26 protein-coding genes are annotated in these 26,579 nt (G+C 67.6%); 12 read left to right on the forward strand and 14 right to left on the reverse strand.

Annotation, left to right across the window (positions count from 1 at the left end; all coding sequences use genetic code 11):
* Nucleotides 1-1,073: VanZ family protein (locus tag RR928_RS10615; RefSeq protein ID WP_332682466.1), on the reverse strand; the 1,073-nt coding region annotated here is incomplete at its 3' end.
* 23 nt (nt 1,074-1,096) lie between these two features.
* The gene (locus RR928_RS10620; RefSeq protein ID WP_332536931.1) at nt 1,097-1,525 is read right to left on the reverse strand and encodes a CopD family protein; all 429 of its coding nucleotides are present in this window, start codon (nt 1,523-1,525) and stop codon (nt 1,097-1,099) included.
* Between the two features lie 153 nt (nt 1,526-1,678).
* On the opposite strand from RR928_RS10620, the gene hemB reads away from it, so the two are divergent.
* On the forward strand, nt 1,679-2,689 hold the full coding sequence (hemB, locus tag RR928_RS10625; protein WP_332547936.1) for a porphobilinogen synthase: 1,011 nt from the start codon (nt 1,679-1,681) through the stop codon (nt 2,687-2,689).
* A gap of 14 nt (nt 2,690-2,703) precedes the next feature.
* Nucleotides 2,704-3,810 (forward strand): magnesium transporter CorA family protein, encoded by a 1,107-nt coding sequence (locus tag RR928_RS10630; RefSeq protein ID WP_332536927.1) that lies wholly within the window; start codon nt 2,704-2,706, stop codon nt 3,808-3,810.
* 6 nt (nt 3,811-3,816) lie between these two features.
* On the opposite strand, the gene RR928_RS10635 is transcribed toward RR928_RS10630, so the two are convergent.
* Nucleotides 3,817-4,506 carry a dienelactone hydrolase family protein gene (locus RR928_RS10635; RefSeq protein ID WP_332536922.1) on the reverse strand — a complete coding sequence of 230 codons (690 nt, stop codon included), beginning with the start codon at nt 4,504-4,506 and terminating at the stop codon, nt 3,817-3,819.
* 161 nt (nt 4,507-4,667) lie between these two features.
* Here RR928_RS10635 and RR928_RS10640 point away from each other — a divergent pair, with 161 nt between their 5' ends.
* The gene (locus RR928_RS10640) at nt 4,668-5,303 is read left to right on the forward strand and encodes a MarC family protein (RefSeq protein WP_332536920.1); all 636 of its coding nucleotides are present in this window, start codon (nt 4,668-4,670) and stop codon (nt 5,301-5,303) included.
* Here RR928_RS10640 and RR928_RS10645 read toward each other — a convergent pair.
* The 5 genes from RR928_RS10645 to RR928_RS10665 form a co-directional block, all read right to left on the reverse strand.
* On the reverse strand, nt 5,300-5,674 hold the full coding sequence (locus RR928_RS10645; protein ID WP_332536918.1) for a hypothetical protein: 375 nt from the start codon (nt 5,672-5,674) through the stop codon (nt 5,300-5,302). The two genes, RR928_RS10640 and RR928_RS10645, sit on opposite strands and share 4 nt — an antisense overlap.
* A 209-nt stretch (nt 5,675-5,883) precedes the next feature.
* Nucleotides 5,884-6,549: an ABC-type transport auxiliary lipoprotein family protein gene (locus tag RR928_RS10650; protein ID WP_332536916.1), complete on the reverse strand. Its 666-nt coding sequence runs from the start codon at nt 6,547-6,549 to the stop codon at nt 5,884-5,886.
* A 9-nt stretch (nt 6,550-6,558) separates the two neighbouring features.
* The gene (locus tag RR928_RS10655; RefSeq protein ID WP_332536914.1) at nt 6,559-7,536 is read right to left on the reverse strand and encodes an MlaD family protein; all 978 of its coding nucleotides are present in this window, start codon (nt 7,534-7,536) and stop codon (nt 6,559-6,561) included.
* Complete coding sequence (locus RR928_RS10660) at nt 7,536-8,396, reverse strand: ABC transporter ATP-binding protein (protein WP_332536912.1); 861 nt, start codon at nt 8,394-8,396, stop codon at nt 7,536-7,538. Before RR928_RS10660 ends, RR928_RS10655 begins: the two co-directional genes overlap by 1 nt.
* 4 nt (nt 8,397-8,400) lie before the next feature.
* Nucleotides 8,401-9,522: an MlaE family ABC transporter permease gene (locus tag RR928_RS10665; RefSeq protein WP_332547935.1), complete on the reverse strand. Its 1,122-nt coding sequence runs from the start codon at nt 9,520-9,522 to the stop codon at nt 8,401-8,403.
* Between the two features lie 248 nt (nt 9,523-9,770).
* Here RR928_RS10665 and RR928_RS10670 point away from each other — a divergent pair, with 248 nt between their 5' ends.
* On the forward strand, nt 9,771-11,507 hold the full coding sequence (locus RR928_RS10670) for a GMC family oxidoreductase (RefSeq protein ID WP_332536909.1): 1,737 nt from the start codon (nt 9,771-9,773) through the stop codon (nt 11,505-11,507).
* 1 nt (nt 11,508) lies between these two features.
* Here RR928_RS10670 and RR928_RS10675 read toward each other — a convergent pair whose 3' ends face one another.
* Together RR928_RS10675 and RR928_RS10680 are read right to left on the reverse strand one after the other, a co-directional pair.
* A complete protein-coding gene (locus tag RR928_RS10675) occupies nt 11,509-11,814 on the reverse strand; it encodes a hypothetical protein (RefSeq protein ID WP_332536907.1) in 306 nt (101 codons plus the stop codon).
* Between the two features lie 56 nt (nt 11,815-11,870).
* Nucleotides 11,871-13,253 (reverse strand): ammonium transporter, encoded by a 1,383-nt coding sequence (locus RR928_RS10680; RefSeq protein ID WP_442881476.1) that lies wholly within the window; start codon nt 13,251-13,253, stop codon nt 11,871-11,873.
* 367 nt (nt 13,254-13,620) lie between these two features.
* Between RR928_RS10680 and RR928_RS10685 the strand changes: the two genes are divergently transcribed.
* From RR928_RS10685 to RR928_RS10700, 4 genes are all read left to right on the forward strand, one after another.
* A complete protein-coding gene (locus RR928_RS10685; RefSeq protein ID WP_332536905.1) occupies nt 13,621-14,379 on the forward strand; it encodes a sulfite exporter TauE/SafE family protein in 759 nt (252 codons plus the stop codon).
* Between the two features lie 141 nt (nt 14,380-14,520).
* Nucleotides 14,521-15,294: an ABC transporter substrate-binding protein gene (locus RR928_RS10690; protein WP_332536904.1), complete on the forward strand. Its 774-nt coding sequence runs from the start codon at nt 14,521-14,523 to the stop codon at nt 15,292-15,294.
* A gap of 25 nt (nt 15,295-15,319) precedes the next feature.
* A complete protein-coding gene (locus RR928_RS10695) occupies nt 15,320-16,102 on the forward strand; it encodes an amino acid ABC transporter permease (protein ID WP_332536902.1) in 783 nt (260 codons plus the stop codon).
* Entirely contained in the window at nt 16,099-16,839 is a 741-nt protein-coding gene (locus RR928_RS10700) for an amino acid ABC transporter ATP-binding protein (protein ID WP_332682472.1), read from the forward strand. Before RR928_RS10695 ends, RR928_RS10700 begins: the two co-directional genes overlap by 4 nt.
* Before the next feature lie 12 nt (nt 16,840-16,851).
* Here RR928_RS10700 and mrdA read toward each other — a convergent pair whose 3' ends face one another.
* The 4 genes from mrdA to RR928_RS10720 all read right to left on the reverse strand — a co-directional run bounded on the left by mrdA (nt 16,852) and on the right by RR928_RS10720 (nt 21,698).
* A complete protein-coding gene (gene mrdA, locus RR928_RS10705) occupies nt 16,852-18,936 on the reverse strand; it encodes a penicillin-binding protein 2 (RefSeq protein WP_332682474.1) in 2,085 nt (694 codons plus the stop codon).
* Between the two features lie 49 nt (nt 18,937-18,985).
* Entirely contained in the window at nt 18,986-19,504 is a 519-nt protein-coding gene (gene mreD / locus RR928_RS10710; RefSeq protein WP_332536896.1) for a rod shape-determining protein MreD, read from the reverse strand.
* Entirely contained in the window at nt 19,501-20,559 is a 1,059-nt protein-coding gene (gene mreC, locus RR928_RS10715) for a rod shape-determining protein MreC (protein WP_332536894.1), read from the reverse strand. Before mreC ends, mreD begins: the two co-directional genes overlap by 4 nt.
* A 95-nt stretch (nt 20,560-20,654) precedes the next feature.
* Nucleotides 20,655-21,698 (reverse strand): rod shape-determining protein, encoded by a 1,044-nt coding sequence (locus RR928_RS10720; protein WP_213301347.1) that lies wholly within the window; start codon nt 21,696-21,698, stop codon nt 20,655-20,657.
* Nucleotides 21,699-21,908: 210 nt separating this feature from the next.
* On the opposite strand from RR928_RS10720, the gene gatC reads away from it, so the two are divergent.
* The 4 genes from gatC (at nt 21,909) to RR928_RS10740 (ending at nt 26,382) form a co-directional block, all read left to right on the forward strand.
* Nucleotides 21,909-22,208, forward strand: a complete 300-nt coding sequence (gene gatC / locus RR928_RS10725; RefSeq protein WP_332536892.1) for an Asp-tRNA(Asn)/Glu-tRNA(Gln) amidotransferase subunit GatC — start codon at nt 21,909-21,911, stop codon at nt 22,206-22,208.
* Nucleotides 22,209-22,220: 12 nt separating this feature from the next.
* On the forward strand, nt 22,221-23,723 hold the full coding sequence (gene gatA, locus RR928_RS10730) for an Asp-tRNA(Asn)/Glu-tRNA(Gln) amidotransferase subunit GatA (RefSeq protein WP_332547933.1): 1,503 nt from the start codon (nt 22,221-22,223) through the stop codon (nt 23,721-23,723).
* A 24-nt stretch (nt 23,724-23,747) separates the two neighbouring features.
* Nucleotides 23,748-25,193, forward strand: coding sequence for an Asp-tRNA(Asn)/Glu-tRNA(Gln) amidotransferase subunit GatB (gene gatB / locus RR928_RS10735; RefSeq protein WP_332536888.1), 1,446 nt, complete (start codon nt 23,748-23,750; stop codon nt 25,191-25,193).
* A gap of 79 nt (nt 25,194-25,272) precedes the next feature.
* Complete coding sequence (locus RR928_RS10740; RefSeq protein ID WP_332682480.1) at nt 25,273-26,382, forward strand: HPP family protein; 1,110 nt, start codon at nt 25,273-25,275, stop codon at nt 26,380-26,382.
* The last annotated feature ends 197 nt before the right edge of the window (nt 26,383-26,579 follow it).

Consider the following 26,579-nt stretch of genomic DNA (forward strand, 5'->3'; position numbering starts at 1 on the left):
ACCTGGAGCAGCACATAGCCCAGCGTCGCATAGGGCCAGATCCAGCCCAGCCATTGTCCCAGCCCGTAGAAGCGGATGAAGCGGCCCTGCTCCCAGGTCTGCAGCGTCTGCGCAAAATAGGCGCTGGTCGGCGCCTGGTTGAGCAGGCTCAGCTGCCACATCAGCACCAGCAGCAGCACGGCCGCGCAGGCGCGCCCGGGCAGCGCGATCAGCGCCGCGGCCAGCGCCAGCGCGAACCAGATCGCGAGCTGGGCCGGCACGCCAAGCCACTCCCAGGCATGGGCCGGGCCGTAGCTCAGCGCCCATGACAGCGCCGTGGCCGCAATGCCCAGCCCCACGCCCAGCACGGCCAGCACCGCGCGCCGGCCGATATGCGGCACCACGCAGTAGGCCAGCAGGCAGGGTGCAAGCAGACCGAGCAGCTCGCACAGCAGCTCGCCGGCCGGCGACAGCGGCACCAGCGAAGCCTCACGCAGCGGCAGCCATTCAAGGAAAGGCGTGTCTTCGAGCAGCTCGGTCAATGCCGACTCGAGGCGTTCAAAAACCTGGCCCAGGCTGAACGGCACGGCTGCGGGCACCAGCAGCGCCATGGGCCACAGCACCAGCAGCACGATGGCGCCGCGCGCCTGCGCGCTGAACCAGCGCGCGCGAAACACGCTCCAGCGCTCGAGCGCACCCAGGCGTTCGAGCGCCAGCGCGAGCAGCCCGCCTATCAGTGTTCCGCTGGCGTTGAGCACCAGGTCCATGTTCGACGGCACGCGCCGCGGCAGATAGATCTGCAGGAACTCCATCGATGCCGACAGCAGCGTTCCGGCCAGCGCCGCCACGGGCACGGCCGCGCGCGGCATGCCCGAGCGCTGCAAGGCCAGCGCCAGCAGAAAGCCCAGCGGAGCGTAGCCGACGACGTTCATGTTGACGTCGAACCAGGTCCAGTAGGGCGGAGGAATGGTGGCCGTGAAAAACACCCAGGGATTGATGCCCTGGGCCCGCCAGCCCGTGAAAGGAAACAGGCTCGCGAAAAAAATCAGCGCCGAGTAAACGAGCGCCAGTGGCCAGGCAGAAGTCTTGTGCACTGCGCGGCGGCTCCGAGCTTCGCTCAAAAGGGCTTGACGACCACCAGCACGACTGCGGCGACCAGCAGCAGCACCGGCACTTCATTGAACCAGCGGTACCAGCGGTGGCTGCGCTGGTTCACGTCATCGATGAACTTGCGCAGCAGCCGGCCGCACGCATGGTGGTAGCCCAGCGCCAGCAGCACGACGAACAGCTTGGCATGCATCCAGCCGTTGCCCGGGCCGCGGCCTATGCCATAGCCCTGCCACAGCCAAAGGCCCAGCAGCAGCGCCGGCACCGCAAGCAGCGTGGTGAAGCGCATCAGCTTGCGCGCCATCAGGATCAGCCGCTCGCGCTCGGCGACCGAACCCGGAGTGACCATGGCCAGATTCACGAAGATACGCGGCAGATAGAACAGTCCCGCGAACCAGCTCGCAACGAACACGATATGAAAAGCTTTGACCCATAGCATATGCCCAGTGTACGGGCGCGGCCCGCCCCGCCGGCCCGCGCGGGCGCAAAACCGTACGCCAATGCTTGCGCGCTGCCAAGTTGCCAGCCCCGCTGTCGCAGGTTTTGGCGGACCCTGCCCCTGCGGCATGCTGAATGGGGCACAATTTTCCCCATGCATCTTTCCAGCCCTACCCCGTTTCCCATCAACCGCCCGCGTCGTCTGCGCCGCGATCCGTTCACGCGCAATCTGGTGCGAGAGAACCTGGTGACGGCCCACGACCTGATCTATCCGGTGTTCGTGCACGAAGGAACGCAGCGGCGCGAAGCCGTCACGTCCATGCCCGGTGTGGACCGCCTGAGCCTGGACCTGCTGCTGCCCGTGGCCGAGGAATGCGTGCAACTGGGCATCCCGGTGCTGGCGCTGTTTCCGGCCATCGACGCCGCGCTCAAGACGCCCGACGGCAAGGAGGCGCTCAACCCCGACGGCCTGATTCCGCGCGTGGTACGTGCGCTCAAGAAGGAGTTTCCCGACCTGGGCGTGATGACCGATGTGGCGCTGGACCCCTACACCAGCCACGGCCAGGACGGCGTGCTCGACGCCACGGGCTACATCATCAATGACGAGACCGTCGAAATCCTCGTCGGCCAGGCGCTGACCCATGCCGAAGCCGGCGTGGACATCGTCGCGCCCAGCGACATGATGGACGGGCGCATTGGCGCGGTGCGCGAAGCGCTGGAAAACCACGGCCACATCCACACCCGCATCATGGCCTACAGCGCCAAGTACGCAAGCGCGTTCTACGGGCCGTTTCGCGATGCCGTGGGCACGCGCGGCGCGCTCGGCAAGGCCGACAAGAACGTCTACCAGATGGACCCGGGCAACAGCGATGAAGCGCTGCGCGAAGTCGCGCTCGACCTGGCCGAAGGCGCCGACATGGTGATGGTCAAGCCCGGCATGCCGTATCTGGACATCGTGCGCCGCGTCAAGGACGAGTTCAAGGTGCCGACCTTCGCCTACCAGGTCTCGGGCGAGTACGCGATGATCAAGGCGGCCGCGGCCAATGGCTGGCTGGACCACGACGCGGTGATGCTCGAAAGCCTGCTGGCCTTCAAGCGCGCGGGCGCCGATGGCGTGCTCACGTACTTCGCTATCGACGCTGCGAAAAAGCTGCAGCAGCGCTGAGCGAATTCCGGGCCATGCGCACCCTCCACATCGCCGCCACCGGTCCGGCCCAGGACCTGGGCGAGGAGCTGCCGCTGGCCCCGCCGGCGGCCACGGGCTTCTACTGGGTCTCGTGCACGCGCTCCGAGTTCGCGGCCCAGTTGCCTGCGCTGCAGTCGATGCTGCTGCGGCTGTGCCGCGTACCGCTGGTCGACCTGCATGTCTCCGATCTGCTCAACGCCCAGCTGCCGTCGAACTACGACGCGACCTCGCAGTACGACCTGCTGGTGTTCCAGCGGCTGGCCTCGGCCGAAAGCGGCGACGCCGCGCCCGCCGATGCCAGGGCGCTGCACGGCCCGCCGGTGCTCACGCGCATCGTCACGCGGCCCGTGGGCATGGTGGTGTTCGACCAGCTGCTGCTGACCGTTCACCCCGACGACTGCCCGGTGCACGCCTATTTCCTGCTGCGGCTGCTGTCGGAGCAGCCCATAGACGCGCGCGGCGGCCCGGCCAAGCGCACCAACAGCCCGGCCGACCTGATGCTGCGTCTGGTCAACCACATGGTCGATGGCTATCTGGAGCTGCGGCGCGACCTCACGCGCCAGCTCGATCACTGGCAGTCGGCACTGCTCGAGCCCAAGGCGCGGATCTCGAACTGGAGCGCCATTCTCGACGCGCGCCTGGCGCTGCACCAGCTTGACGAGATCTGCGAGGACCAGCGCGCCGCGATCCAGGAATGGATAGAGGCGCTCGACGCCTGGCCCGCCGAGTCCATGCCCACCCTGCAGCGCGAACGCGAACTGCTCAAGGTGCGCTCGCGCGACGTGCTCGAGCATATCGAGCGCGTGGTCCACCATGTGCGCCGCCTCGAGCAAAGCGCCGAGACTGCGGTGCAGATGCATTTCTCGCTGCAGAGCAACCGCGCCAACGACATCATGCGCACGCTGACCACGATCACCGCGGTGTTCCTGCCGCTGAACCTGATTGCCGCAGTGTTCGGCATGAACTTCGAGTTCATTCCGCTGGTGCACAAGCAGGACGGCTTCTGGTGGGCCATGGCGGGCATGGGCGTGGTGTCGCTGGTGCTGATTTCCTACTTCTGGCGCAAGCGCTATCTGGACCGGCTGGAACGCGCGCCGTAGAAATCCTCAGGCCAGATGCCGGTCGAAGAAGGCCAGCGTGCGATCGCGCGCCACCAGCGCACTGCTTTCGTCATAGGCTCCGCGCTGGTCGCAGTTGAAGCCGTGGTCGGCGTCGTACAGATGGATTTCAACTTCAGGGTGGGCCCGGCCGAAGGCCTGGACAGAATCCACCGAGATCCAATGGTCCTGGCGCGCGAAATGCGCGAGCACCGGGCATTGCGGCGCCCGCGCCACTTCGGCCGGCGTGGTCATGCCACCGCCGTAATAGGCGACGGCCGCGGCCAGGCCGGGCAGCGTGCAGGCCGCGCGCCAGGTCATCAGGCCGCCCCAGCAGAAGCCCACGATGCCGACCTTGCCGCCGCTGATCGCCGCGGCATGCGCGATCGCCGCCTGCACTTCTGCCATCGCGCCCGGCGCGGGCAGGGCTTCGGTCGCGGCCTTGAGCGCCATGCCGCGCTCCATGTCGGCCGGCGCATAGCCCAGGTCGACATCGGGCTGCACGCGCGCGAACAGCGACGGCGCCACGGCCACATAGCCGCGCGCCGCGAAGCGCTCGGTCACGGCCTGGATATGACTGTTGACGCCGAAGATCTCCTGCAGCACCACGATGGCGCCACGCACCGGACCTTCAGGCACCGCCACCCACGCGGGGGCGCTGAAACCGTCGGTCGAGGTCAGATTGACAAAACTTCCCATGCTGTGCTCCGTTCGATGTTGGATTGACACGCCGCCGATGGGCGGCAGGTGCTGTAATGGCGCAGCAATGCGCGATCAACGTGCATTTTCACAGGAGACCGCATGCCGCACCAGACGCCAGTTCAGACCGGCCCCATCGAGTTCCGCGGAGGCCCGCACTGATGGACCTCAAACCGCTGATCACGCTGGTGGCCATCGTCAATCCGCTGGCCATCATTCCGTTCTTCATCCACTACACCCAGGGCTTCAGCGACGCCCAGCGGCGCGACACCATACGCACCGCGTCCTTCAGCGCGTTCTGCGTGATCTCGGCCTGCGCGCTGCTCGGACTGCAGGTGCTCGACTTCTTCAACATCTCGCTGCAGAGCTTTCAGGTCGGCGGCGGCCTGCTGCTGCTGATCAGCGCAATGAACATGCTCAACGCGCGCCCGGCCGAAGACCGGCCCAGCGCAGCGACGCTGGAGGCGGGCGTCGAAAAGGCCGCCATGGGCAACAGCATTGCGGTCGTGCCGCTGACCATTCCGCTGCTGACCGGGCCGGCCGCGATGTCGACGGTGGTGATCTACGCCGATCAGGCCAAGGACATCTGGCAACACCTGGCGCTGATAGGCTACGGCGTGGTGGTGGCGCTGGCGACCGCCATCTGCTTTTCGCTGGCGCAGCCGATTGCGCGCGTGCTGGGTCGCACCGGCATCAACGTCATGACCCGGCTGATGGGACTGATACTGGCCGCGCTGGCGGTCGAGGTCATGGCCGGCGGGCTGACCAAGATGTTTCCGGTGCTGGCGATGCGCTAGCCGGAGGTGCGCGCGGCACTGCCCGTGCAGCGCTCCCTGCCCCGGCCCGACAGGGCATTGCAGCGAGCCTGGGCGACCTTGTCGGCATGGGCCGCGCGGGCCGGCCGGCCCTGGGCCAGGCGCTGGCGCCGGGTTTCCAGATCCGCCTTGGCGACTTCGGCCCAGCCGTGGGCCCAGCGCTCACAAAGCTCGGCGGCATCGCCATGGCGGCTTTCACAGTCCTGCATGTCCTCTCTGAACTGCAGGGAAATCCGCCGCTTCGCGGCCATCTGCTCCGACGCCGCCGAACCGAGGGCGGCGCTGCCCAGGGCCGCCAGCGAGGTAAAAACGCACACGCTCAAAAGCACACGCACCTTGCGCAGGGATTGCATAGTTCACTCCTTTTTCTCACCTGCGCGCGCATGGTCATGCGCGAATGCGGATGGGTCCAGGCAATAAATTATCGCAATCGACCAGGATTGATCAATAGCATGCGCAAAGGCTGGGAGGACTTTAGAAGAAGCGCAGCCCAGGCCGCGTAGGGAGAGAACAGGCAAGCGCCGTCAGCAACTGCCTACGCCAAACGGGCACAGGGCCGGATTCAACGCCCCAGTTGCTGCAGCCAGGCCTGCATGTCGGCCACGACCTTGTCGGTCGCCTGGGTCAGCGCGCGCACGCCGCTGGCCGCGTCGGCGCCGGCCGCGGGCTGCTGCGCGATGAAGGTCGTCTGCCCCAGCAGCACATCGCCCTGCGGCTGCCGGTCGACGAGCGAAGCGCGCAGCCGCACCCAGCCCACGCTCTCCTGCGCCGACAGGAACACATGGCTGAATTCCTCCAGCTCGACCTTGAGCACCGCGGGCGACTGGCCCTGCACCTTGGGCTGGGCCGTGCCGTCGCCGCCCAGCAGCACGGCGCGGTCGCGGCCCAGGCCGCTGCTCAGGCGCTGCTGCACCAGTTGCACGGGCGGCCGCGTCCAGCGCGCGAGCTGATAAGGGCGCACCACCTGGGCATCGGCATAGGCCAGACGGTAGAGCACGGAAGTTTCGGAGTCGCGCAGGCCAGGCGCTTCGACTTCGGCCAGCGCGATCGCCGGGCGCTGGGCCTGGGACGCGGGCGCAGCGGCGACAGGCTCGGGGCCGAAGTCGTAGCGCACGGGCTGGGCGGGCGGCTTGGGCAGCACCGAGCAGCCTGCAAGCCACAGGCAGGCGACGGAAACGGCAAGCCGCAGGGCGTTGGTGCGCGCAGTCGCGAACGAAGAAACGGACATGGCGGATTCCTAAGGCGTGGGGGTGGGGGCCGCAAAACCGGGTTCGCCGGGGCCGGGGACGGCGTTGCCGCTGCCGTAGATCACCGATTGCGGGTTGTCGCTGAAGCCGCCCGCGGCGGCGCCGAGCTGGCGCGCGGCGCGCGACACGTCGTCGGCGGCGCGGCTCACATGGGGCAAGGTGGTGCGGCCCAGGCCGTCGGCGGCGCGCACCAGCGCCTGCGTGCCGGTGGCGATCTGTTCCAGCGGCCCATCGGGCGCATTGATGCGCTGCACGGTCTGGCCCAGATCATTGGCGACCGCGGCCGTGCTCTTGCCGGCCTGGTCCAGCGACTGCAGGGCCTTGCGCGCGTCGGCCGTGAGCGCGGGAATATCGGCCAGCGCCGGATCGAGCCTGCTGCTGAGCGTCTGCTGCACGCCGGCCGTGAGATCGCGCACGCCGGCAGCGGCGCCGGCAATGTTCTCCAGCGCGCTGCTGAAGCGCTGCTGGTTTTCGTCGCCCAGCATGTCGTTGAGCCGGCGCGTGACTTCATCGACGCGGCCCAGCAGCGCCGGACCCTGGTCGGCGAGCATGCTCAGCGGCGAGGATTTGAGCCACAGGCGCGGCAGGCCGCTGGCGCCCGGCGGCAGCTGCGGCTGGGGTTCGGCCGCGTCGTCGAGCTGCACATGGGCCAGGCCGGTGACGCCCTGGTAGCCGAGAACGGCAAAGGTGGTGGGCGAAATCGGCGTTTCCGTGCCCACGGCAATGCGTATCAGCACATTGCCCGCGGCCTGGGGATCGAAGCCGATGTGCACCACCTTGCCCACGGGCACGCCCTTGTAGCGCACGGCGGCCTGGGGCTGCAGGCCGCCAATGCCGTCCTTGGTGGTCAGTTCGTACTGGTTGTACTGGCTGCGGTCCCGGGTCAGCCACATCGAGAGGCCGGCGAGCAATGCCGCCACCAGCACCACGAACAGCCCGGCCGCCATGGCATGCGACTTGTTTTCCATCAGGTTTCTCCTGCGACCGCGTGGTCGCTGCTCAGGGGCGCCATGGCACGCCGGCCCCGCTCTCCCCGGAAAAAGGTTTCGATAAAGGGATGGTCATAGTCCGCGACTTCGCGCGGCGGCCCCGTGACCAGCACTTTCTTCTCGGCCAGAACGGCCACGCGCGAGGACAGTGCGAACAAGGTGTCGAGGTCATGGGTCACCATGACCAGCGTCAGCCCCAGCGCCGCGTGCAGCTCGCGCAGCAGCGCGCAGAACTCGTCGGCGCTCGTGGGATCGAGCCCGGCCGTGGGTTCGTCGAGCAGCAGCAGCGGCGGATCCATGATCAGCGCGCGCGCCAGCGCCACACGCTTGATCATGCCGCCCGAGAGGTCGGACGGCATGCGCGTCGCGTGCTCGGGCTTGAGCCCGACCATCTGCAGCTTGACCAGCGCCGCGTCGCGGATCAGGTCGTCGGGCAGGCTGCCCTGCTCGCGCAGCGCAAAGGCGATGTTGTCGAGCACGCTGAACGCCGAGAACAACGCGCCGTGCTGAAACAGCATGCCCACACGGCTGGCCGCGCCCTCGCGCCCCATTTCGGACGCCGGCCGGCCCAGCACTTCGACCGTGCCCTTGGTCGGCGCCAGCAGTCCCAGCATCTGGCGCAGCAGCACGGTCTTGCCCGTGCCCGAGCCACCGACGATGGACAGCATCTCGCCGCGCTCGACCACCAGGTCCAGGTCCTGGTGCACGGCAAACGCCTTGTCGCCCTGGCCGAAAACGCTCCACAGCCCTTCGATGCGCACCACGGGTGCGGAAGCCGGGGCGTCGGGCGCCGGGGCGTCGGGCGCGTGTTGCGCGCGGGTCGTTTCGGTGCTTGTCATCGCGTCAGATGCCCACGTCTTTGAAAAGAATGGCGAACAGCGCGTCGACGATGATCACCATGGTGATCGCCGACACCACCGACGCCGTCGTGCCCCGGCCCAGGCTCTGGGTGTTGGGCTCGACGCGCAAGCCCCAATGGCAGCCGATCAGCGCGATCAGCACGCCGAACACCATGGACTTGCCCATGGCAAGCCACAGATTGGCCGCGTCCACGGCCGCGGGCAGCGCCTGGGCGAAATAGGCGGGCGTGATGCCCATGGTGATATCTGCGGCCAGCATGCCGCCGGCCAGCGCCGCCAGCGTGGTCCAGACCGCGATCAGCGGCATGGCCAGCGCCAGCGCCAGCGCGCGCGGCAGCACCAGCCGGAAGCCATGGGGAATGCCCATGACCTGCATCGCGTCGAGTTCCTCGTTGACGCGCATCACGCCGATCTGCGCGGTGATCGCCGAGCCCGAACGGCCGGCGACGAGGATTGCGGCCAGCATGGGGCCGAGTTCGCGTATCAGCGAAATGCCCAGGATGTTGACGATGAACGATTCGGCGCCGAACTGGCGCAGCTGCAAGGCCATCAGATAGGCCAGCACCACGCCGATCAGAAAGCCCACGAGCGCTGTGATAGGCAGCGCGGTCGTGCCCATGCTGTAGAGATGGCCCGACACATCGCGCCAGGGTGCGCGTTGCGGACGGCGCAGCATGCGAATGAAGTCAAGCAGCAACTGGCCTATCAGCTCGACCAGTTCCTTGAGGTGGCTGCAGCCCGAAAGCACCAGCACGCCCAGCTGATCGATCTGCTGCAGAGGGTGCCAGGCGGGCGCGGGCGGCTTTTCGCACTGGCTGTACTTTTCGACATGCGCGAGGATTTCGCGCTGGGCGTCGCTGATCTCGCACTGCGCCGGCCACTTTCCGCCCCAATGGCGCCAGAGGATCTGCGCGCCCACATAGTCGAGACGCGCCATGCCGGTCAGATCCCAGACGGAGGCGCCGGACACGGCCTGCAGCTCGCGCTGCAGTCGGCGCCATTGCGCGCGGTCGGCAAAGCTCGCGGCTGTCCAGTCGCCCGTTGTCAGGGCGCGGCCCGAGGCGGAGGAATCGAGCGCAACAGAAGGGGCAAGCGAAGGCGGCATCAAGAGTCAGTGGCGGCGAAATGGAAACCGGGCCGGTCGGCAACCGGCGGCATCCAGTTTTGCACATTACGCAAGCCCCGGCGCGCAGGACGCGACCTCGTTGTGCACTCTAGCGCAAGCGGCTGGGCCGTGGAAGCAAAAAGGCCTGCGTGCTCGAGCGCTCCGCGCGCTTTCCCTATCGACAGGGGGCTGTCTATACGGACAATGGGTCTGAGCCTCTCCAACCCAGCGCCTAGCAACCCGGACCCATGAGCGACACCACTTTCGACTACATCATCATCGGGGGCGGCACGGCCGGCGCCCTGCTGTGCAACCGCCTGAGCGCCGACCGCAGCAAGCGCGTGCTGCTGATCGAGGCCGGGCGCAAGGACGACTACCACTGGATCCACATCCCCGTGGGCTATCTCTACTGCATAGGCAATCCGCGCACCGACTGGCTCTACCAGACCGAAGCCGAGCCCGGACTCAACGGCCGCAGCCTGCGCTATCCGCGCGGCAAGACGCTGGGCGGCTGCAGCAGCATCAACGGCATGATCTACATGCGCGGCCAGGCGCGCGACTATGACCAGTGGGCCCAACTCACGGGCGACGACGCCTGGCGCTGGGAAAACAGCCTGCCGCATTTCATGCGCCACGAAGACCATTGGCGGCTGGACGCGGACGCAAAAACCGATGCTCCTGCCGACGCGCGCTTCAAGGGCCTGCACGGCAACAAGACCAACGGCAGCACGGGCGAGTGGCGCGTGGAGAAGCAGCGCCTGCGCTGGGACATCCTCGACGCGTTTTCGCAGGCCGCGCAGCAAAGCGGCATTCCGGCCAGCGACGACTTCAACGGTGGCGACAACGAAGGCGTGGGCTATTTCGAAGTCAACCAGAAGGCCGGCTGGCGCTGGAACACGGCCAAGGCCTTTCTGCGCCCCGCCTGCTACGGCCGCGCGAATTTCGAGATGTGGACCATGGCCCAGGCGACGCGGCTGATCGTCGAGACCCAGGCCGACGGCAGCCAGCGCTGCACCGGCGTCGAAGTCGCGACCGGCGACGGCCTCGAGACCGTGCACGCGACCTGCGAAGTGCTGGTCTGCGCGGGCGCGATCAATTCGCCGCAGCTGCTGCAGCTGTCGGGCATAGGCCCGGCGGCGCTGCTGCAAAAGCATGGCATTCCCGTGGTCAAGGACCTGCCCGGCGTGGGCGCCAACCTGCAGGACCATCTGCAGATCCGCACGGTGTTCAAGGTGCAGGGCGCGCCCACGCTCAATGTGCTTGCGTCCAGCCTGCTGGGCAAGGCAAGGATAGGCATGGAGTACGCGTTCAAGCGCAGCGGGCCTATGAGCATGGCACCGTCGCAGCTCGGCGCATTCACGCGCAGCCGCCCTGACCTGCCCCACCCCAACCTCGAATACCACGTGCAGCCGCTGTCGCTGGACGCGTTTGGCGAGCCCCTGCATGCGTTCCCGGCGTTCACCGCCAGCGTCTGCAACCTGAACCCGACCAGCCGCGGCACGGTGCAGATCCGCAGCGCCGACTACCGCCAGGCGCCGGCGATCGCGCCCAACTACCTCAGCACCGACGAAGACCGCCAGGTCGCGGCCGACAGCCTGCGCCTCACGCGGCGCATCGTCGCCCAGCCCGCGCTGGCGCGCTTCGCGCCCGAGGAGTACAAGCCCGGCGTGCAGTTCCAGACCGACGAGGAGCTCGCGCGCCTGGCGGGCGATATCGCCACGACCATCTTCCACCCCGTGGGAACGACCAAGATGGGGCGTGACGACGATCCCATGGCCGTGCTCGACAGCCAGCTGCGCGTGCGCGGCATTGCCGCGCTGCGCGTGGTCGACGCGGGCGCGATGCCCACCATCACCAGCGGCAACACCAACTCGCCCACGCTGATGATGGCCGAGAAGGTCGCCGAATGGATACGCAAGGGTCAGCCGGCCGTCAGCGCCGTGCAGGAACCCGCGCCCGAGGCACGCATTCCCGTGGTGGCCTGAACTAGCGTATGCCGCCCACATAGCGCTCGACGCCGCCCGCGGGCGGCGTGCGGCTCAGCGCGGGAGCGGCTGCAAAGCCCGCGGGCAACGCGGCCGGCGCGAGCTGCATCGCGCGCTCGAGCTTGTCCGCCCATTCGCCGAGTTCGGGCAGCGCGTCCTGCTGGGCGCGCAGGCGGCAAAAGCGCACCACTTCGCGCGCGTAATCGGCATTGCAGGCCATCCATTCGGTGTCGGTCACGCGCCCGGTCTTGCGCCGCAGCAGCACGTGCACATGGGCGGCCACGGCCAGTCTTTCACTGTCAAGCATCGCAAACTCCTGCTTCTGGATTCAACGCCCGCGCGTCGCCGCACGGGTACCTGCTCTCAGCCCAGGCGCTCGCGGTGCAGCGACAGATCGAGCCCGGTCTGCTCGCTGGCATCGGACACGCGCAGCCCCACGATACGGTCGGTCAGCCACAGCAGCACGCCGGTGGCGACAAAGCTGAACACCGCGACCACGAGCACCGTCAGCATCTGCGTGCCGATCTGCCCCTGCACGCCGGCGATGGTACGGCTGGCAAAAACGCCCGTGAGCAGCGAGCCGACAATGCCGCCCACGCCATGCACGCCGAACACGTCGAGCGCATCGTCGGCGCCCAGCGCGCGCTTGAGCCCGGTCGCGCCCCAGTAGCAGACCGCGCCCGCGATCAGGCCGATCAGCAGCGCCGGGCCCAGGCCCACATAGCCGGCCGCGGGCGTGATCGCCACCAGCCCCGCGACCAGTCCCGAACACAGGCCCAGCAGCGAAGCGCGCCGGCGCAGCAGCCATTCGGCAATCAGCCAGCCGAGCGCGCCGCCCGCGGCCGCCAGATGCGTCACGGCCAACGCCAGCGCCGCGCGACTGTCGGCAGCCAGCGCCGAGCCGGCGTTGAAGCCGAACCAGCCAATGAGCAGCAGGCTCGCGCCCAGCATGGTCCAGCCCAGGTTGTAGGGCTCGAAGGCTTCGCGGCCATAGCCCTGGCGCGGGCCCAGATACCAGGCGCAGGCCAAGCCCGCCGCGCCCGCATTGACATGCACCACCGTGCCGCCGGCGAAATCCAGCGCGCCCAGGCGCGCGAGCCAGCCTCCGGGCTCCCAGACCCAGTGCGCGACCGGCACGTAGACAGCCAAGGTCCACAAAGCGATGAACACCAGCAGCGCCGTGAACCGCATGCGCTCGACCAGCGCGCCCACCAGCAGCGCCGCCGTGATCACCGCGAACGACAGCTGGAACATCGCGAACGCCGCTTCGGGCACGTTGGGCGCCATATGGCTCACGCTGACCCGCTGGCCTGCCCAGTCGGGGTCCAGGCCGGCGAAACCCAGGCGCGACAAGCCGCCAAGAATGCCGTCGCCGGGTGTGAACGCCAGCGAATAACCGGCCGCGAACCACAGCACGCTGACCACGCAGGCCACGAGCAGCACGCTGGCCAGCGTGTTGAGCACGTTCTTGCGCCGCACCATGCCCGCATAGAACAGCGCCACGCCGGGCAGCGTCATCAGCAGCACCAAGGCTGTGCAGACCATGAGCCAGCCGGTGTCGGCGCCGTTGAGCGCGCCCATCGGAACCATGGCCGGGGCCGTCAGCGGAGCGCTGGCCGCGGCGCTCTCGCCTGCGGCGCTGGCGGGCAGCACCCAGCTGGCGAACGCCGCGCCCCCCGTGAGCCCGCCAGCGGCCCGCGCTGCGCGGCCGCGCCTGGATAAGCCTTGCCTGCCTGTCATGTCCATGCCATGCCTCCGGGAAAGAGTGGTTGCTGACAGGCAGGCAAGCACAGGACGTGCCAAAACCGCTACAAATACGCGCTTTTATTTGCAAACAGTCACACTAGATACATATTGAGCCTCCCCTGGATACCTGTTCACTCCGGGAAACTCCCAATGCACCAAGCGAGTGCAAGCAGTACAGTCCAACCACTCAAGTGCACCTCGGTGCGACGAAGAGGGGCCGAGGAGACACTACTCGACATAGAAATAGACCAATATTCAAAAAGCATACAGCGAGATGCCTTTACAGAGCGCCGGCCCAGTCCGGCGCTTTTTTATTGGGCGTTCCCCGGGCCGGCATGCACCCTGACGGTGCGACAATCTCGGCCCTATGGAATGGCTCTTTGTTTCGCTGGCGTCTATGCTGGCCGGGTTTGTCGATGCCATCGTTGGCGGGGGTGGTTTGATCCTCGTGCCGGCGATTTTCGCGGCGTTTCCCCATGCGCCCCCGGCCACGCTGCTGGGCACGGGCAAAAGTGCATCGGTTTGGGGCACGACCATGTCGGCCTGGCAATACGGCCGGCGCGTGCGCATTCCCTGGGGCCCGCTGACCCCGGCCATCCTGGTGAGCTTCGCGGGCTCGTTTGCCGGCGCCTGGGCGGTGACCGTCATCTCATCGGACTTTCTGCGCAAGCTGCTGCCGGTGGTGCTGGTGCTGGTGCTGATCTACACGCTGCTCAAGAAGGACATGGGCCGCAACCACGCGCCGCGCTTCACGGGCCGCGCCGAAACGCTGATGGCCTGCACCATAGGCCTGGTGATTGGCTTCTACGACGGCTTCTTCGGCCCGGGCACGGGCAGCTTCTTCGTGTTCCTGTTCGTGCGCCTGCTGGGCTACGACTTCCTCAACGCCTCGGTCTCGGCCAAGCTGCTCAACATCGCGACCAATGTCGCGGCCATCGTGCTGTTCAGCCTCAAGGGCCATGTCTGGTGGCATTTCGCGCTTCCTCTGGCGCTGGCGAACGTCATGGGCAGCATGCTCGGCACCTACATGGCCTTGCGCCATGGCACGGGCTTCGTGCGCAGCATCTTCATTCTCGTGGTCAGCGTGCTGATCCTCAAGACCGGCTACGACGCCTTTCTGCGCTGAGCGCACTCCAAGTCAGCAAGCACTTGCAAGCCATGTAGGCCGCATAAGGCAAGGCGATGCGAACTTTTCCGGGTTGCGCGGGGCCGGTGGCAGGCGCGATCATGGCGGCAGGGGTCAAGCCCTGTCCTCCAGGAGATGCGCATGAGAATTCTGCCCGCCGTCACGCTTTTGGCCGCGCTGTGCGTGGCCGCCACCGCCGCGCAGGCGCGGCCGCTGGAATCGGTGCGCAAGGAGGGCACGCTGCGCATCGCGACCGAGGGCCACTACGCGCCGTTCAATTTCTTCCAGGGCAAGCAGCTCACCGGTTTCGAGGTCGAAATCGCCGAACTCGTGGCGCACAAGATGGGGCTACAGCCGCAATGGAAGGCGCTGGGCTTCGATGCGCTGCTCACGGGACTGCAGCAGGACCGCTGGGACGTGGTCATTGCCTCGCATGCGATCACGCCGGAGCGCGCCAAGGCCGTGACCTTTGCCGCGCCGCACTATTGCTCGGGCGGCACCATCGTCTCGCTGACGCCCAGGCTGCGCAGCGCCAGCGATCTCAAGGGCAAGCTCATCGCGGTGCAGACCGGCACAACCTATGCGGCCGAAGTCCAGCGCCTGCCGGGCGTGCAGGCGGTGAAGAACTTCCCCACCGATGCCGATGCGCGCAGCGCGCTGGTTTCCAAGCGCGTCGATGCCATGGTCACCGACCGCTTTGTCGCCAAGGAGCTGCTGCGCAAGTCTCCCGCAGCGGGCTTTCATCTGGGCGAGATGGTCACCGTCGAGCGCATTGCGGCGGCCATGGCGCTGGGCAACACCGGCCTGGCCGACGCCTGGTCGCAGGCGCTGCAGGCCGTAATGGCCGACGGCAGCTATGCCAAGGTGTCGCAGAAGTACTTCCAGGAAGACATACGCTGCCCCGCAGCCCGCTGACCGGGGTACGCGCTCAAGGCCTGCCATGCCCATTGCCTTCTGGCCCGCACACTGGACGCGCCTGCAGCGCAGCAACGCGACGCTGGTCACGGCGCTGATGCTGCTGGTGCTGGTCGTGGCCGCGCTGGGCTGGCTGTTTTCCTGGCTGCCCGAACCCATAGGCTCGAGCGCGCAGATATTTGCCGACGGCGCGCGCACCACGCTGTGGCTCACGCTGGTCAGCGGCGGCCTGGGGCTGCTGCTGGGCACGGCGACGGCGCTGGCGCGCACGTCACGCTGGACGCTGCTGCGCTGGGGTGCGCGCTTCTACCTCTGGGTGATACGCGGCACGCCGCTGCTGGTGCAGATCCTGTTCGTCTATTTTGCGCTGCCGCTGCTCATCCCCGGACTGCGCCTGCCCGAGTTCGCGGCGGCGGTGTTGGCGCTGGGGCTCAATGCGGGCGCCTACAACAGCGAAGCGATTCGCGCCGGCCTGCTGGCCGTGCCCCAGGGCCAGACCGAGGCCGCACGCGCGCTGGGCCTGGGCCGGCGCCATGTGTTTCTCGACGTGGTCATGCCCCAGGCGTTCAAGATGGCGCTGCCGCCGCTGGTCAGCAACTTCGTCGCGCTGCTCAAGGATTCGTCGCTGGCCTATGCGATAGGGGTGGTCGAGCTGACCAATGTCGGCAACCGCCTGCAGTCGACGACTTTCCAGCCCATCGCCACGCTCAGCACGGTGGCGCTGACCTATCTGGTGCTGACCACGCTCGTGACCCAGGCGACCCAGGCGATCGAATACCGCTTCGACATCGAAGGCCGAGCGCAATGAGTGGCACGCCCTACATCGTCATCGACCGGGTCTGCAAATCCTTTGGCGGCCAGCCCGTGCTGCGCGACGTGTCGACGCAGTTCCGCACGGGCGAAGTCAGCGTGATCATCGGCGCCTCGGGCTCGGGCAAGTCCACGCTGCTGCGCGCCATCAACCGGCTCGCGCCGCACGACAGCGGCACCATCACCATTGCGGGCGTTGCCGTGGGGCCGAATGAAGCCACGCTGCAGCAGCAGCGCACCGACGTGGGCATGGTGTTCCAGCAGTTCAACCTGTTCGGTCACATGACGGTGCTCGACAACCTGACGCTCGCGCCGCGGCGCATCCACCGCACGCCGCGCGCCCAGGCGAATGCCCAGGCCATGGCCCTGCTGCGCCGCGTGGGCCTGCAGGAGCACAGCGCCAAGTACCCCTGGCAGCTGTCGGGCGGGCAGCAGCAGCGCGTGGCGATTGCGCGCGCGCTGGCGATGAACCCCAAGGTGATGCTGTTCGACGAGCCGACTTCGGCGCTGGACCCGGAGATGGTGCAGGAAGTGCTGGACGTGATGCGCGAGCTCGCGCGCGCGGGCATGACCATGATCGTCGTGACGCACGAGATGGGCTTTGCGCGCGAAGTCGCCGACCGCGTGCTGTTCTTCGACCAGGGGCGCATTGCGCATGAAGCCCCGCCGGCCGAATTCTTCGGTCAGCCGGCCAACGAGCGCATCCGCGCCTTCATCGGCCGCATGGGCGGCTAGCGCCGGGCGCTGTCAGTCTTCGGGCACCCAGCCGACCGCGGCTGCGGCCGGAATCAGCGGCTTTTGCGCCGCTGCCGCAGGACGCGCAGCCGCATCGGCGGGCGCGGCTGCAGGGAAAGGATCGGGCAGCGGCTTGCGCGGCAGGCCTTCGACGGCCACGCTGTCGGCGGGCACGGCGATGTCGTTGGCGCGGCGCGGCTGGCCCATGGGCAGGCGCGCCTGGCCCGAGCGCACCGAAGCGATGTCTTCCTCGCTCGGATACTGGCCCAGCAGCCAGTAGTCGAACACGCGGCGCGCGATCGGCCCTGCAGCCGCGGCGCCAAAGCCCGCGTTCTCGACAATCAGCGCCAGCGCAATGGTGGGCTTGTCGGCCGGCGCATAGGCCATGTAGAGCGAGTGGTCGCGCTGGTATTCGCTGAGCTTGGCCGCGTTGTATTTGTCCTTCTGCCCCACGCCCACGGCCTGGGCCGTGCCGGTCTTGCCGGCCGAGGTATAGGGCGCTCCCGCGAAGATGCCGCGCGCCGTGCCGTCGACGGTCACGGCCGCGACCGCGCGGCGCACGGCTTCGACGTTCTGCGGCTTGTAGCCCAGGTCTATGCCCGCGGGCTGGGCCAGCTGCTGGTAGCGCCGGGTCAGTGCGTCGATCTTGCCCAGGCCCAGATGCGGCTGGTGCTTGACGCCGCTGTTGGCCAGCGTGGCCGTCGCATGCGCGAGCTGCAGCAGCGTGAAATTGTTGTAGCCCTGGCCAATGCCCAGCGAAATGGTTTCACCCGCATACCATTTCTTCTGCTCGGGGCGCTTGTAGGTGTTGCGCTTCCACTCCTGGCTGGGCAGCACGCCGCGCGCTTCGCCGCGCACGTCCAGGCCGGTGATCTGGCCAAAGCCCAGCGGCTTCATGAAATCGTGCATGGCATCGACACCCATGTCGTTGGCCAGCTGGTAGAAATACACGTTGCTCGACTTGACGATGGCGCGGTGCAGGTCGACGGGGCCGTTGGGGTGGCCGCTGCGGAATGTGTGGCCGCCGAAAGTCCAGCTGCCGTTGTCCTGCGTGATGCTGTCGGTGCGGCGCGCGCCGCGCTCGAGCGCGCCCAGCGCCATGAAAGGCTTGTAGGTCGAGCCCGGCGGGTAGGTGCCGCGCAGCGCGCGGTTGAGCATGGGACGGTCTATGGACTCGTTGAGCTGGGTCCAGCTTTCCTGGTCTATGCCGTCGACAAACAGGTTCAGGTCGAACGCCGGGCGGCTGACCATGGCCAGCACTTCGCCGTTGCGCGGGTCGATCGCGACCAGCGCACCGCGGCGGTTGCCGTAGAGCTGCTCGATCATGCGCTGCAGGCGGATGTCGAGCGACAGCACCAGGCTGTCGCCGGGCGTCGCGGCGCGGCTGCCGAGCTTGCGCACCGCATAGCCGCCGGCCGAAGTCTCGAGCTGCTCCCAGCCGGTCAGGCCATGCAGGTCCTTCTCATAGCTTTGCTCTATGCCCAGCTTGCCTATGACTTCGGTGCCGCGGTAATTGGCCGCGTCCTCGGAGTCCTCTATCGCTTCCTTCTCGCGCTGGTTGATGCGGCCTATGTAGCCGATCACATGGCTGGCCGTCTCTTCGAGCGGGTAGGAGCGAAACAGCCGGGCCTTGATGTCTACGCCGGGAAAGCGATAGCGCTGGGCGGCAAAATGTGCGACTTCCTCGTCGCTCAGGCGGGTGCGTATGGGCAGCGACTCGAAGTTCTTCGAGTCATCGACCAGGCGCTTGAACTTGCGCCGGTCGCGCGGCGTGATTTCGACCAGGGTCGCGAGTTCATCTATCGTCGCTTCGAGGTCCTTGACCTTGGAGCGCGTGATCTCCAGCGTGTAGGCGGCGTAATTGGTCGCGAGCACCACACCATTGCGATCGAGGATCTGGCCGCGGTTGGGCACGATGGGCACGACCGCCGTGCGATTGCTTTCGGCGCGTTCGGCCAGGTCTTCGTGGCGCACCACCTGCAGCACCAGCAGCCGCCAGACAAGCAGGCAGAACGCCAGCAGCACCACGGCCGCGACCACCCAGATCCGCAGTCGGAAACGCGACTGTTCGGCTTCGGAGTCTATGACTTCCATCATGCGGCGCACCTCGCGCAGCGGGCAGGCCAGGGCTTCATCCGCAGCATGATCAGAGCGGCCGGTTTTCGTCGGCGTCGGGCGCGCGCCGCTGCGGTGCGAGCAGCACCATGCTGATCAGCGGCCAGAGCAGGGCTTCGACCAACGGCGCGATCACCATGCTCCAGCCGGGAAAGACCCCGCCGCTGATCATGCGCACGACCAGCGCCACGGCATGCGCCATGAAGAACAGCGGCAGCATCTGCAGCGCCTGCACCGGCAGGCTGAACCACAGCAGGCGGCGGCGCATGCTCACCGCGCCAAACACCAGCAGGCAATAGACCAGCGCGTGCTGGCCCAGCAAGGCGCTGTGCTGCACATCCATGCACAGGCCGAACATGAAGGCCAGCCCCATGCCCACGCGCTGCGGCTGGTGCACGCTCCAGAACGCGATCAGCATCATCAGCAGATCGGGCATCCAGGCGACGCGGCCCAGGGGCAGCATGTTGACGGCCAGCGCCGCGACCAGGCTCGCGCCCATGAACACCGGGTTGACCGGCAGCAGCAAGGGTTGACCGCGCGGCATGATCATCGCGCAGTCTCCTGGCGTGCGCGCGCTGTCGCTGGGGCGGGCGCGGGCGTGGCGGTTTTCTCGCCGGTTTTGGGGGGAACTGCGCGTGCCGGGGCTGCGGGCTTGGCCGCAGGCGCGGCGGCCTTGGCAGCGGGTGCTGCGGGCTTGGCCGCCGCGGCAGGCGCCACGGGCGCCTGCGCTGTGGGCGCGTCGTCGACGGCCAGCACGGGCGGCAGCACCAGCACATGGCGCGCCTGCTGGACGCGCGCCATGGGCTCGCAATAGATGCGCGAAAACGCGGAGTCGGCGCGGTGCTCCACGCGCAGCACGCGCGCCACGGGAATTCCCGCAGGGTAGACGCCGTCGACGCCGCTGGTGGTCAGCAGGTCGCCCTCGACCACATCGGCATTGCTGGGCACGAAGCGCAGTTCGATATTGCCGCCGCCGCCGGGTGCAGGGTCGCCATAGGCGACGCTGCGCGCGCCGGTGCGCGGGTTGAAGACGGGAATCGCCTGGTCACGGTCGATCAGCAGCGTGACTTCGCTGCGCAGCGCATAGACCCGCGTGACCTGGCCCAGCACGCCGTTGGCGTCGAGCACGGGCGAGCCCAGCGCGATGCCCGAGGTCTGGCCGCGGTCTATGACCACGCGGCGGGTATAGGGATCGGGAGTGTCGTGCACCACTTCGGCGGCCTGGCCGGGGCTGACCAGATGCTCGCGCAGCGCCAGCAAGGCGCGCAGATGCAGGTTCTCGTCGAGCAGCTGCTCGGCCAGGTGCGCGCTCTGCGCGACCTGCACCAGCCGCTGGTCGGCAGCGCGGGCCTGGGCCTGGGCCTGTTCCATCGACTGCATGTAGTCAGCGCCCTGCTGAAACAGGGCCACGGGCTGGACCACCAGCCACTGCACGGGGTAGAGCACGCTGGCGACGACCTGGCGCACCGGCTCGGTCAGCTTGAAGCGCGCGTCGGCGACCATCAGGAACAGCGCCAGCGCGCTGTAGAACGCCACTTGCGACAGCAGCGAAGGGCCCTGGCGAAACAGCGAGGGCGCGCGCCGGTCAACGGTTCCGATAGGCATCAGGCGTGCCCCTGCGCTGCATGCGCCGCATGCAGTGAAAAATGGTGCGCCTGCATGTCATTCACTTCTCGCCCTCTACCGCAATGCCGTCGGGTTCACTCGCTGACGAAGATGCTTCCGTAGCGGTCAAGCTCATCGAGCGACATGCCGCAGCCGCGCACCACGCAGGTCAGCGGTTCTTCGGCGACCAGCACCGGCAGGCCGGTTTCCTCGGCCAGCAGGCGGTCGAGGTCGCGCAGCAGTGCGCCGCCGCCGGTCAGCATCATGCCGCGCTCGGCGATGTCGGCGCCCAGTTCGGGCGGCGTCTGCTCGAGCGCGTTCTTCACGGCCGAGACGATCTGGTTGAGCGGCTCGGTCAGGGCTTCCAGCACTTCGTTGCTGGAGATCGTGAAGCTGCGCGGCACGCCTTCGGAAAGGTTGCGGCCCTTGACTTCGATCTCGCGCACTTCGGAGCCGGGGAAGGCCGAGCCGATCTGCTTCTTGATGAGTTCCGCCGTGGGCTCGCCGATCAGCATGCCGTAGTTGCGGCGGATGTAGCTGATGATGCTTTCGTCGAACTTGTCGCCGCCGACACGCACCGAGCCCTTGTAGACCATGCCGCCCAGCGAGATCACGCCGACTTCGGTCGTGCCGCCGCCGATGTCGACCACCATCGAGCCCGAGGCGTCGAACACCGGCAGGCCGGCGCCAATGCCCGCGGCCATGGGTTCCTCGATCAGGCGCACGGTGCGCGCGCCCGCGGCTTCGGCCGCGTCCTTGATCGCGCGGCGCTCGACCTGGGTCGAACCGCAGGGCACGCAGATGACGATGCGCGGGCTGGGAGCAAAAATGTTCCGCGGGTGCACCATCTTGATAAACTGCTTGATCATCTGCTCGGTGATCACGAAGTCGGCAATGACGCCGTCCTTCATCGGGCGTATGGCTTCGATGTTGCCGGGCACCTTGCCGAGCATGGCCTTGGCCTCGCGGCCCACGGCCTGGATCACCTTCTTGCCGTGCGGGCCGCCTTCGTGGCGGATCGCGACTACCGAGGGTTCGTCCAGGACAATGCCTTTGTCACGGGCGAAAATAAGCGTATTTGCTGTGCCAAGATCAATGGCCAGGTCGGTGGAGAAATACCGACGAAAAGCTCCGAACATTCAAAAGTCCTCTCAGGCACGGTCGGCGCGTCGGCCGGCCATCGCCAGGTATCAGGGGGGGTGGGAGTGCAATTGGGTTCAATGCTGCAAATACCGCCTAAAAGATGGTAATGCGGCAAAGCCGAGATAATACCGTATCCCCTGTGAATAACCCCTGCCGACTTGACCCGGATCACAGCTTTACTTCTGGTTTCCTCTTTCTAAAACCCTATGGCACTGACCTCTCAAGACATCGAGCGCATCGCCAATCTGGCACGGCTTGAACTATCCTCCGCCGAGAGTGAGCGCATGCTCTCCCAGCTCAACGGCTTTTTCGGCATCGTCGAGAAGATGCAGGCTGTGGATACTTCGGGCATCGCGCCGCTGTCCCACCCCGTGGCGGCCATTGAAGACGTGCAATTGCGCCTGCGTGAGGACATTGCGAGCGAGCCCAACAACCGCGAAGCCAACCAACTGAACGCCCCGGCCGTCGAGCGCGGCCTGTTCCTGGTTCCCAAAGTGATCGAGTAAGGCTTTCCCCGCATGACTTCGCATTCCACCGATCTGCACGATCTGAGCGTCACCGCGCTCGCCGAACAGCTGCGCACCCGCCAGGTTTCCGCCGTCGAGACCGCCCAGCACTTTCTTGACCGCGCCAAGGCGCAGCATACGCTGGGCGCCTATGTGGCGCTCAATGAAGAAGCCACACTGGCCCAGGCGCGCGCCGCCGATGCGCAGCTGGCCACGGGCAATGCGGGCACGCTGACCGGCGTGCCCATCGCGCACAAGGACATCTTCGTCACGCGCGACTTCCCCACCACCGCGGGCTCGAAGATGCTCGCCGGCTACCGCTCGCCGTTTGACGCGACCGTGGTCACGCGCCTGGCCGAGGCCGGCGCCGTGACGCTGGGCAAGCTCAACTGCGACGAATTCGCCATGGGCTCGGCCAACGAGAACTCGGCCGTCGCGCCCATTGGCTTCGACGCGCCCGCGCCGGTGCGCAACCCCTGGGACCTGTCGCGCGTTCCCGGCGGCTCGTCGGGCGGCTCGGCCGTGGCCGTGGCCGCGCGCCTGGCGCCGGCCGTGACCGGCACCGACACCGGCGGCTCTATCCGCCAGCCGGCCTCGTTCTGCGGCATCACGGGCATCAAGCCCACCTACGGCCGCGCTTCGCGCTACGGCATGATCGCGTTTGCCTCCAGCCTCGACCAGGCCGGCCCTATGGCGCGCAGCGCCGAAGACTGCGCGCTGCTGCTCAGCGCCATGTGCGGGCCCGATCTGGACCGTGACTCCACGTCGCTGGACCGCCCGGTCGAGAACTTCGGCGCCACGCTGAACAACGACATCGCCGGCCTGCGCATAGGCGTGCCCGCCGAGTTCTTCGGCGACGGCCTGTCGGCCGACGTGCGCGCGGCCGTCGATGCCGCGCTGCAGGAGTACGTGAAACTGGGCGCCAAGCTGGTGCCCATCGAGCTGCCGCGCACCGAGCTGTCGATTCCCGTCTATTACATCCTGGCCCCGGCCGAAGCCTCGTCCAACCTGTCGCGCTTCGACGGCGTGAAGTTCGGCCACCGCGCCAAGGGCTACACGGACCTGGTCGACATGTACAAGAAGACGCGTGCCGAAGGCTTCGGCGACGAAGTCAAGCGCCGCATCATGATCGGCGCCTATGTGCTCAGCGAAGGCTACTACGACGCCTACTACCTGCAGGCGCAGAAGATCCGCCGCATGATCGCCGACGACTTCCAGGCCGCGTTCCAGCACTGCGACGTGATTGCCGGCCCGGCCGCGCCCACGGTCGCCTGGCAGCTGGGCGCCAAGAGCGACCCGCTGGCCAACTACCTGGCCGACATCTACACGCTGCCGGCCTCGCTGGCCGGCCTGCCCGGACTGAGCCTGCCCGCGGGCTTCGGCGCCGGCGGCATGCCCGTGGGCCTGCAGCTCATTGGCAACTACTTCCGCGAAGGCCAGCTGCTCAATGCAGCCCACCGCTTCCAGCAAGCCACCGATTTCCACCTGCGCCAACCCGCGGGCCTGGCCCTGTAATCACGCCGGGAGAACCACTTACCCATGACTGCCAAACTCATTCACGGTTACGAAGTCGTCATCGGCTTCGAGACCCATGCCCAGCTCGCGACCCAATCGAAGATCTTCAGCCGTGCGGCCACGGCCTTCGGCGCCGAGCCCAACACCCAGGCCTGCGCGGTCGACATGGCCCTGCCCGGCACGCTGCCGGTGATGAACAAGAAGGCCGTCGAATGCGCGATCAAGCTCGGCCTGGCGCTGGGCTCGAAGATTGCGCCGCGCAGCATCTTCGCGCGCAAGAACTACTTCTACCCCGATCTGCCCAAGGGCTACCAGATCAGCCAGTTTGAAATTCCCGTGGTGCAGGGCGGCGAAGTGTCGTTCTTCCTTGGCGAGGAAAAGAAGACTGTGCGCCTGGAACGCGCCCACCTCGAAGAGGACGCGGGCAAGTCGCTGCACGAGGACTTCATCGGCCAGTCGGGCATTGACCTGAACCGCGCCGGCACGCCGCTGCTCGAAATCGTGACCCAGCCCGACATGCGCTCGACCGAGGAAGCCGTGGCCTATGCGCGCGAGCTGCACAAGGTCGTGACCTGGATAGGCATCTGCGACGGCAACATGCAGGAAGGCAGTTTCCGCTGCGACGCCAACGTCTCCGTGCGCAAGCCCGGCGGACCGCTGGGCACGCGCCGTGAAATCAAGAACCTCAACAGCTTCAAGAACATGCAGCAGGCGATCGACTACGAGATCCGCTGGCAGATCGAGGAGATCGAGGACGGCCGCAGCATCCAGCAGGCCACGGTGCTGTTCAACCCCGACACGGGCGAGACGCGCGCCATGCGCACCAAGGAAGACGCGGCCGACTACCGCTACTTCCCCGATCCCGACCTGCCGCCGCTGGTGGTCGCGCAAAGCTGGGTCGACGAAGTGCGCGCCGGCATGCCCGAGCTGCCGCGCCAGCGCGCCGCGCGCTTTGTCGCCGACTACGGCCTGCCCGAGTACGACGCGACCACGCTGACCCAGAGCCAGGACATGGCCAGCTATTTCGAGGCCGTGGCCCAGGCCTGCGGCCAGGCCAAGCTGGCGTCGAACTGGATCATGGGCGAGATCTCGCGCCGCCTGAACACCGAGGAAATCGGCATTGCCGACGCCAAGGTGGGCAGCGCCCAGCTGGCCCAGCTCATCGCCCGCATCTCCGACGGCACGATCAGCAACAACGCCGCGCGCCAGGTGTTCGAAGCCCTCTGGGCAGGTGAGGCCGACAACGTCGACGCCGTCATCGAAGCCAAGGGCCTCAAGCAGATGAACGACAGCGGTGCGCTCGAAGCCATCATTGACGAAGTCATCGCCGCCAACCCCGGCAACGTCGAGCAATACCGCGCCGGCAAGGACAAGGCGTTCAACGCGCTGGTCGGCCAGGTGATGAAGGCCTCCAAGGGCAAGGCCAATCCTGGCCAGGTCAACGATCTACTCAAGGCCAAACTCGCCTGAGTTCCAGCGCCCGCAGACTGCCTGGGCAGCCGCGGGCGCCGCTTTTCCGGGCTGCGCCTTGCGGCGTTGCCCCGTCGTCATGCAATCTCTCACGCGCATCCTGGGCAGCTGGGGCCCGCTGGCCCAGCGCCCGTCCAGCAGCGAACTGCTGCACAGCTCGCTGGGCGCGGCCCTGGGCCTGGCGCTGTCGGGCCTGCTGGTCTGGATAGGCGCGGCCCACGGCCTGCTGTTCCTGTTCGCGCCGCTGGGCGCCAGCGCCGTGCTGGTGTTTGCCGTGCCCAACAGCCCGCTGGCCCAGCCCTGGCCGGCAATCATGGGCAATACGCTGTCGGCGCTCTGGGCCCTGCTGCTGCTTGCCGCCCTGCCCCACCTGCCCAGCCCCTGGCCCGAAGCCATTGCCGTCGGCGGGGCGATTGCAGTGATGCTGATGTGCCGCGCGCTGCATCCGCCGGGCGGCGCGATGGCCTTGCTGGTCGTGCTGGCCGCGGCAAAGCTGGTGCCGCTGGGCTGGCATCTGATTGCCACCGTCTTTCTGCTGACGCTGGCGCTGGTGCTGGCCGGCGTTTTCTACCACCGCGCGACGCGCCGCATCTATCCGCTGCGCCACAAGCCGCCCGCACAGGCGCGCACGCCGGCCGCGGGCCGGCTGGCGCTGAGCAACGATGAGCTCGCGGCCCTGCTCACGCGCTTCGACCAGTCGTACAACCTGAGCCCCGACGACCTGGGCGAACTGCTGGCCGCGGCCGAAGAGCAGGCGATACAGCGGCGATTTGCGGCCGTGACCTGCGGCGAAGTCATGTCGGCCAAGCTGCTGACCGTCGCCCCCACGGACTCGCTGGAAACCGTCGCCGACCTGTTCCACCGCCATCTGGTCAAGAGCCTGCCCGTGGTCGGCGCGCAAGGCGAACTGCTGGGCCTGCTGCTGCGCTCCGACCTGTTTGACTGGCTCTGGGAAGGCCACCGGCGCAGCCGCTGGCGGCAGTTGCTGCAGGCGCGCACGCCGGCCGCGACCGTGCGCAAGCTGATGCGCGCGCCGGAAATCTGCGTGCAGGAGGCCACGCCGCTGGGCGAGCTGCTGGGCACGTTGGCCCAGCACACCGTGGCTTTCATTCCCGTGCTGCGCGGCCACCAGCTCGCGGGCCTGATCACTCGCAGCGACGTGATTCGCGCGCTGCTCCAGCTGCGCTAGGGTCCGCCCGGCGACACATGGGTTGGCCCGTGCGCCCCGGCGTTACGTCCCAGGTAACGTGACAAGCGACGTAACGCCGTCACGCGACATGCTTGCGGCGCCCGATAAAACCCAATGAAATCAAATACTTGGGAGTTCTCCCGGAAGGGCTGGTGCGGCTGAAGCGGATGGCACGGATGTTGCGGCATTGCATGCAG

The organism is Comamonas sp., assembly GCF_036666375.1.
In the GTDB taxonomy this organism is placed as follows: Bacteria; Pseudomonadota; Gammaproteobacteria; order Burkholderiales; family Burkholderiaceae_C; genus Comamonas.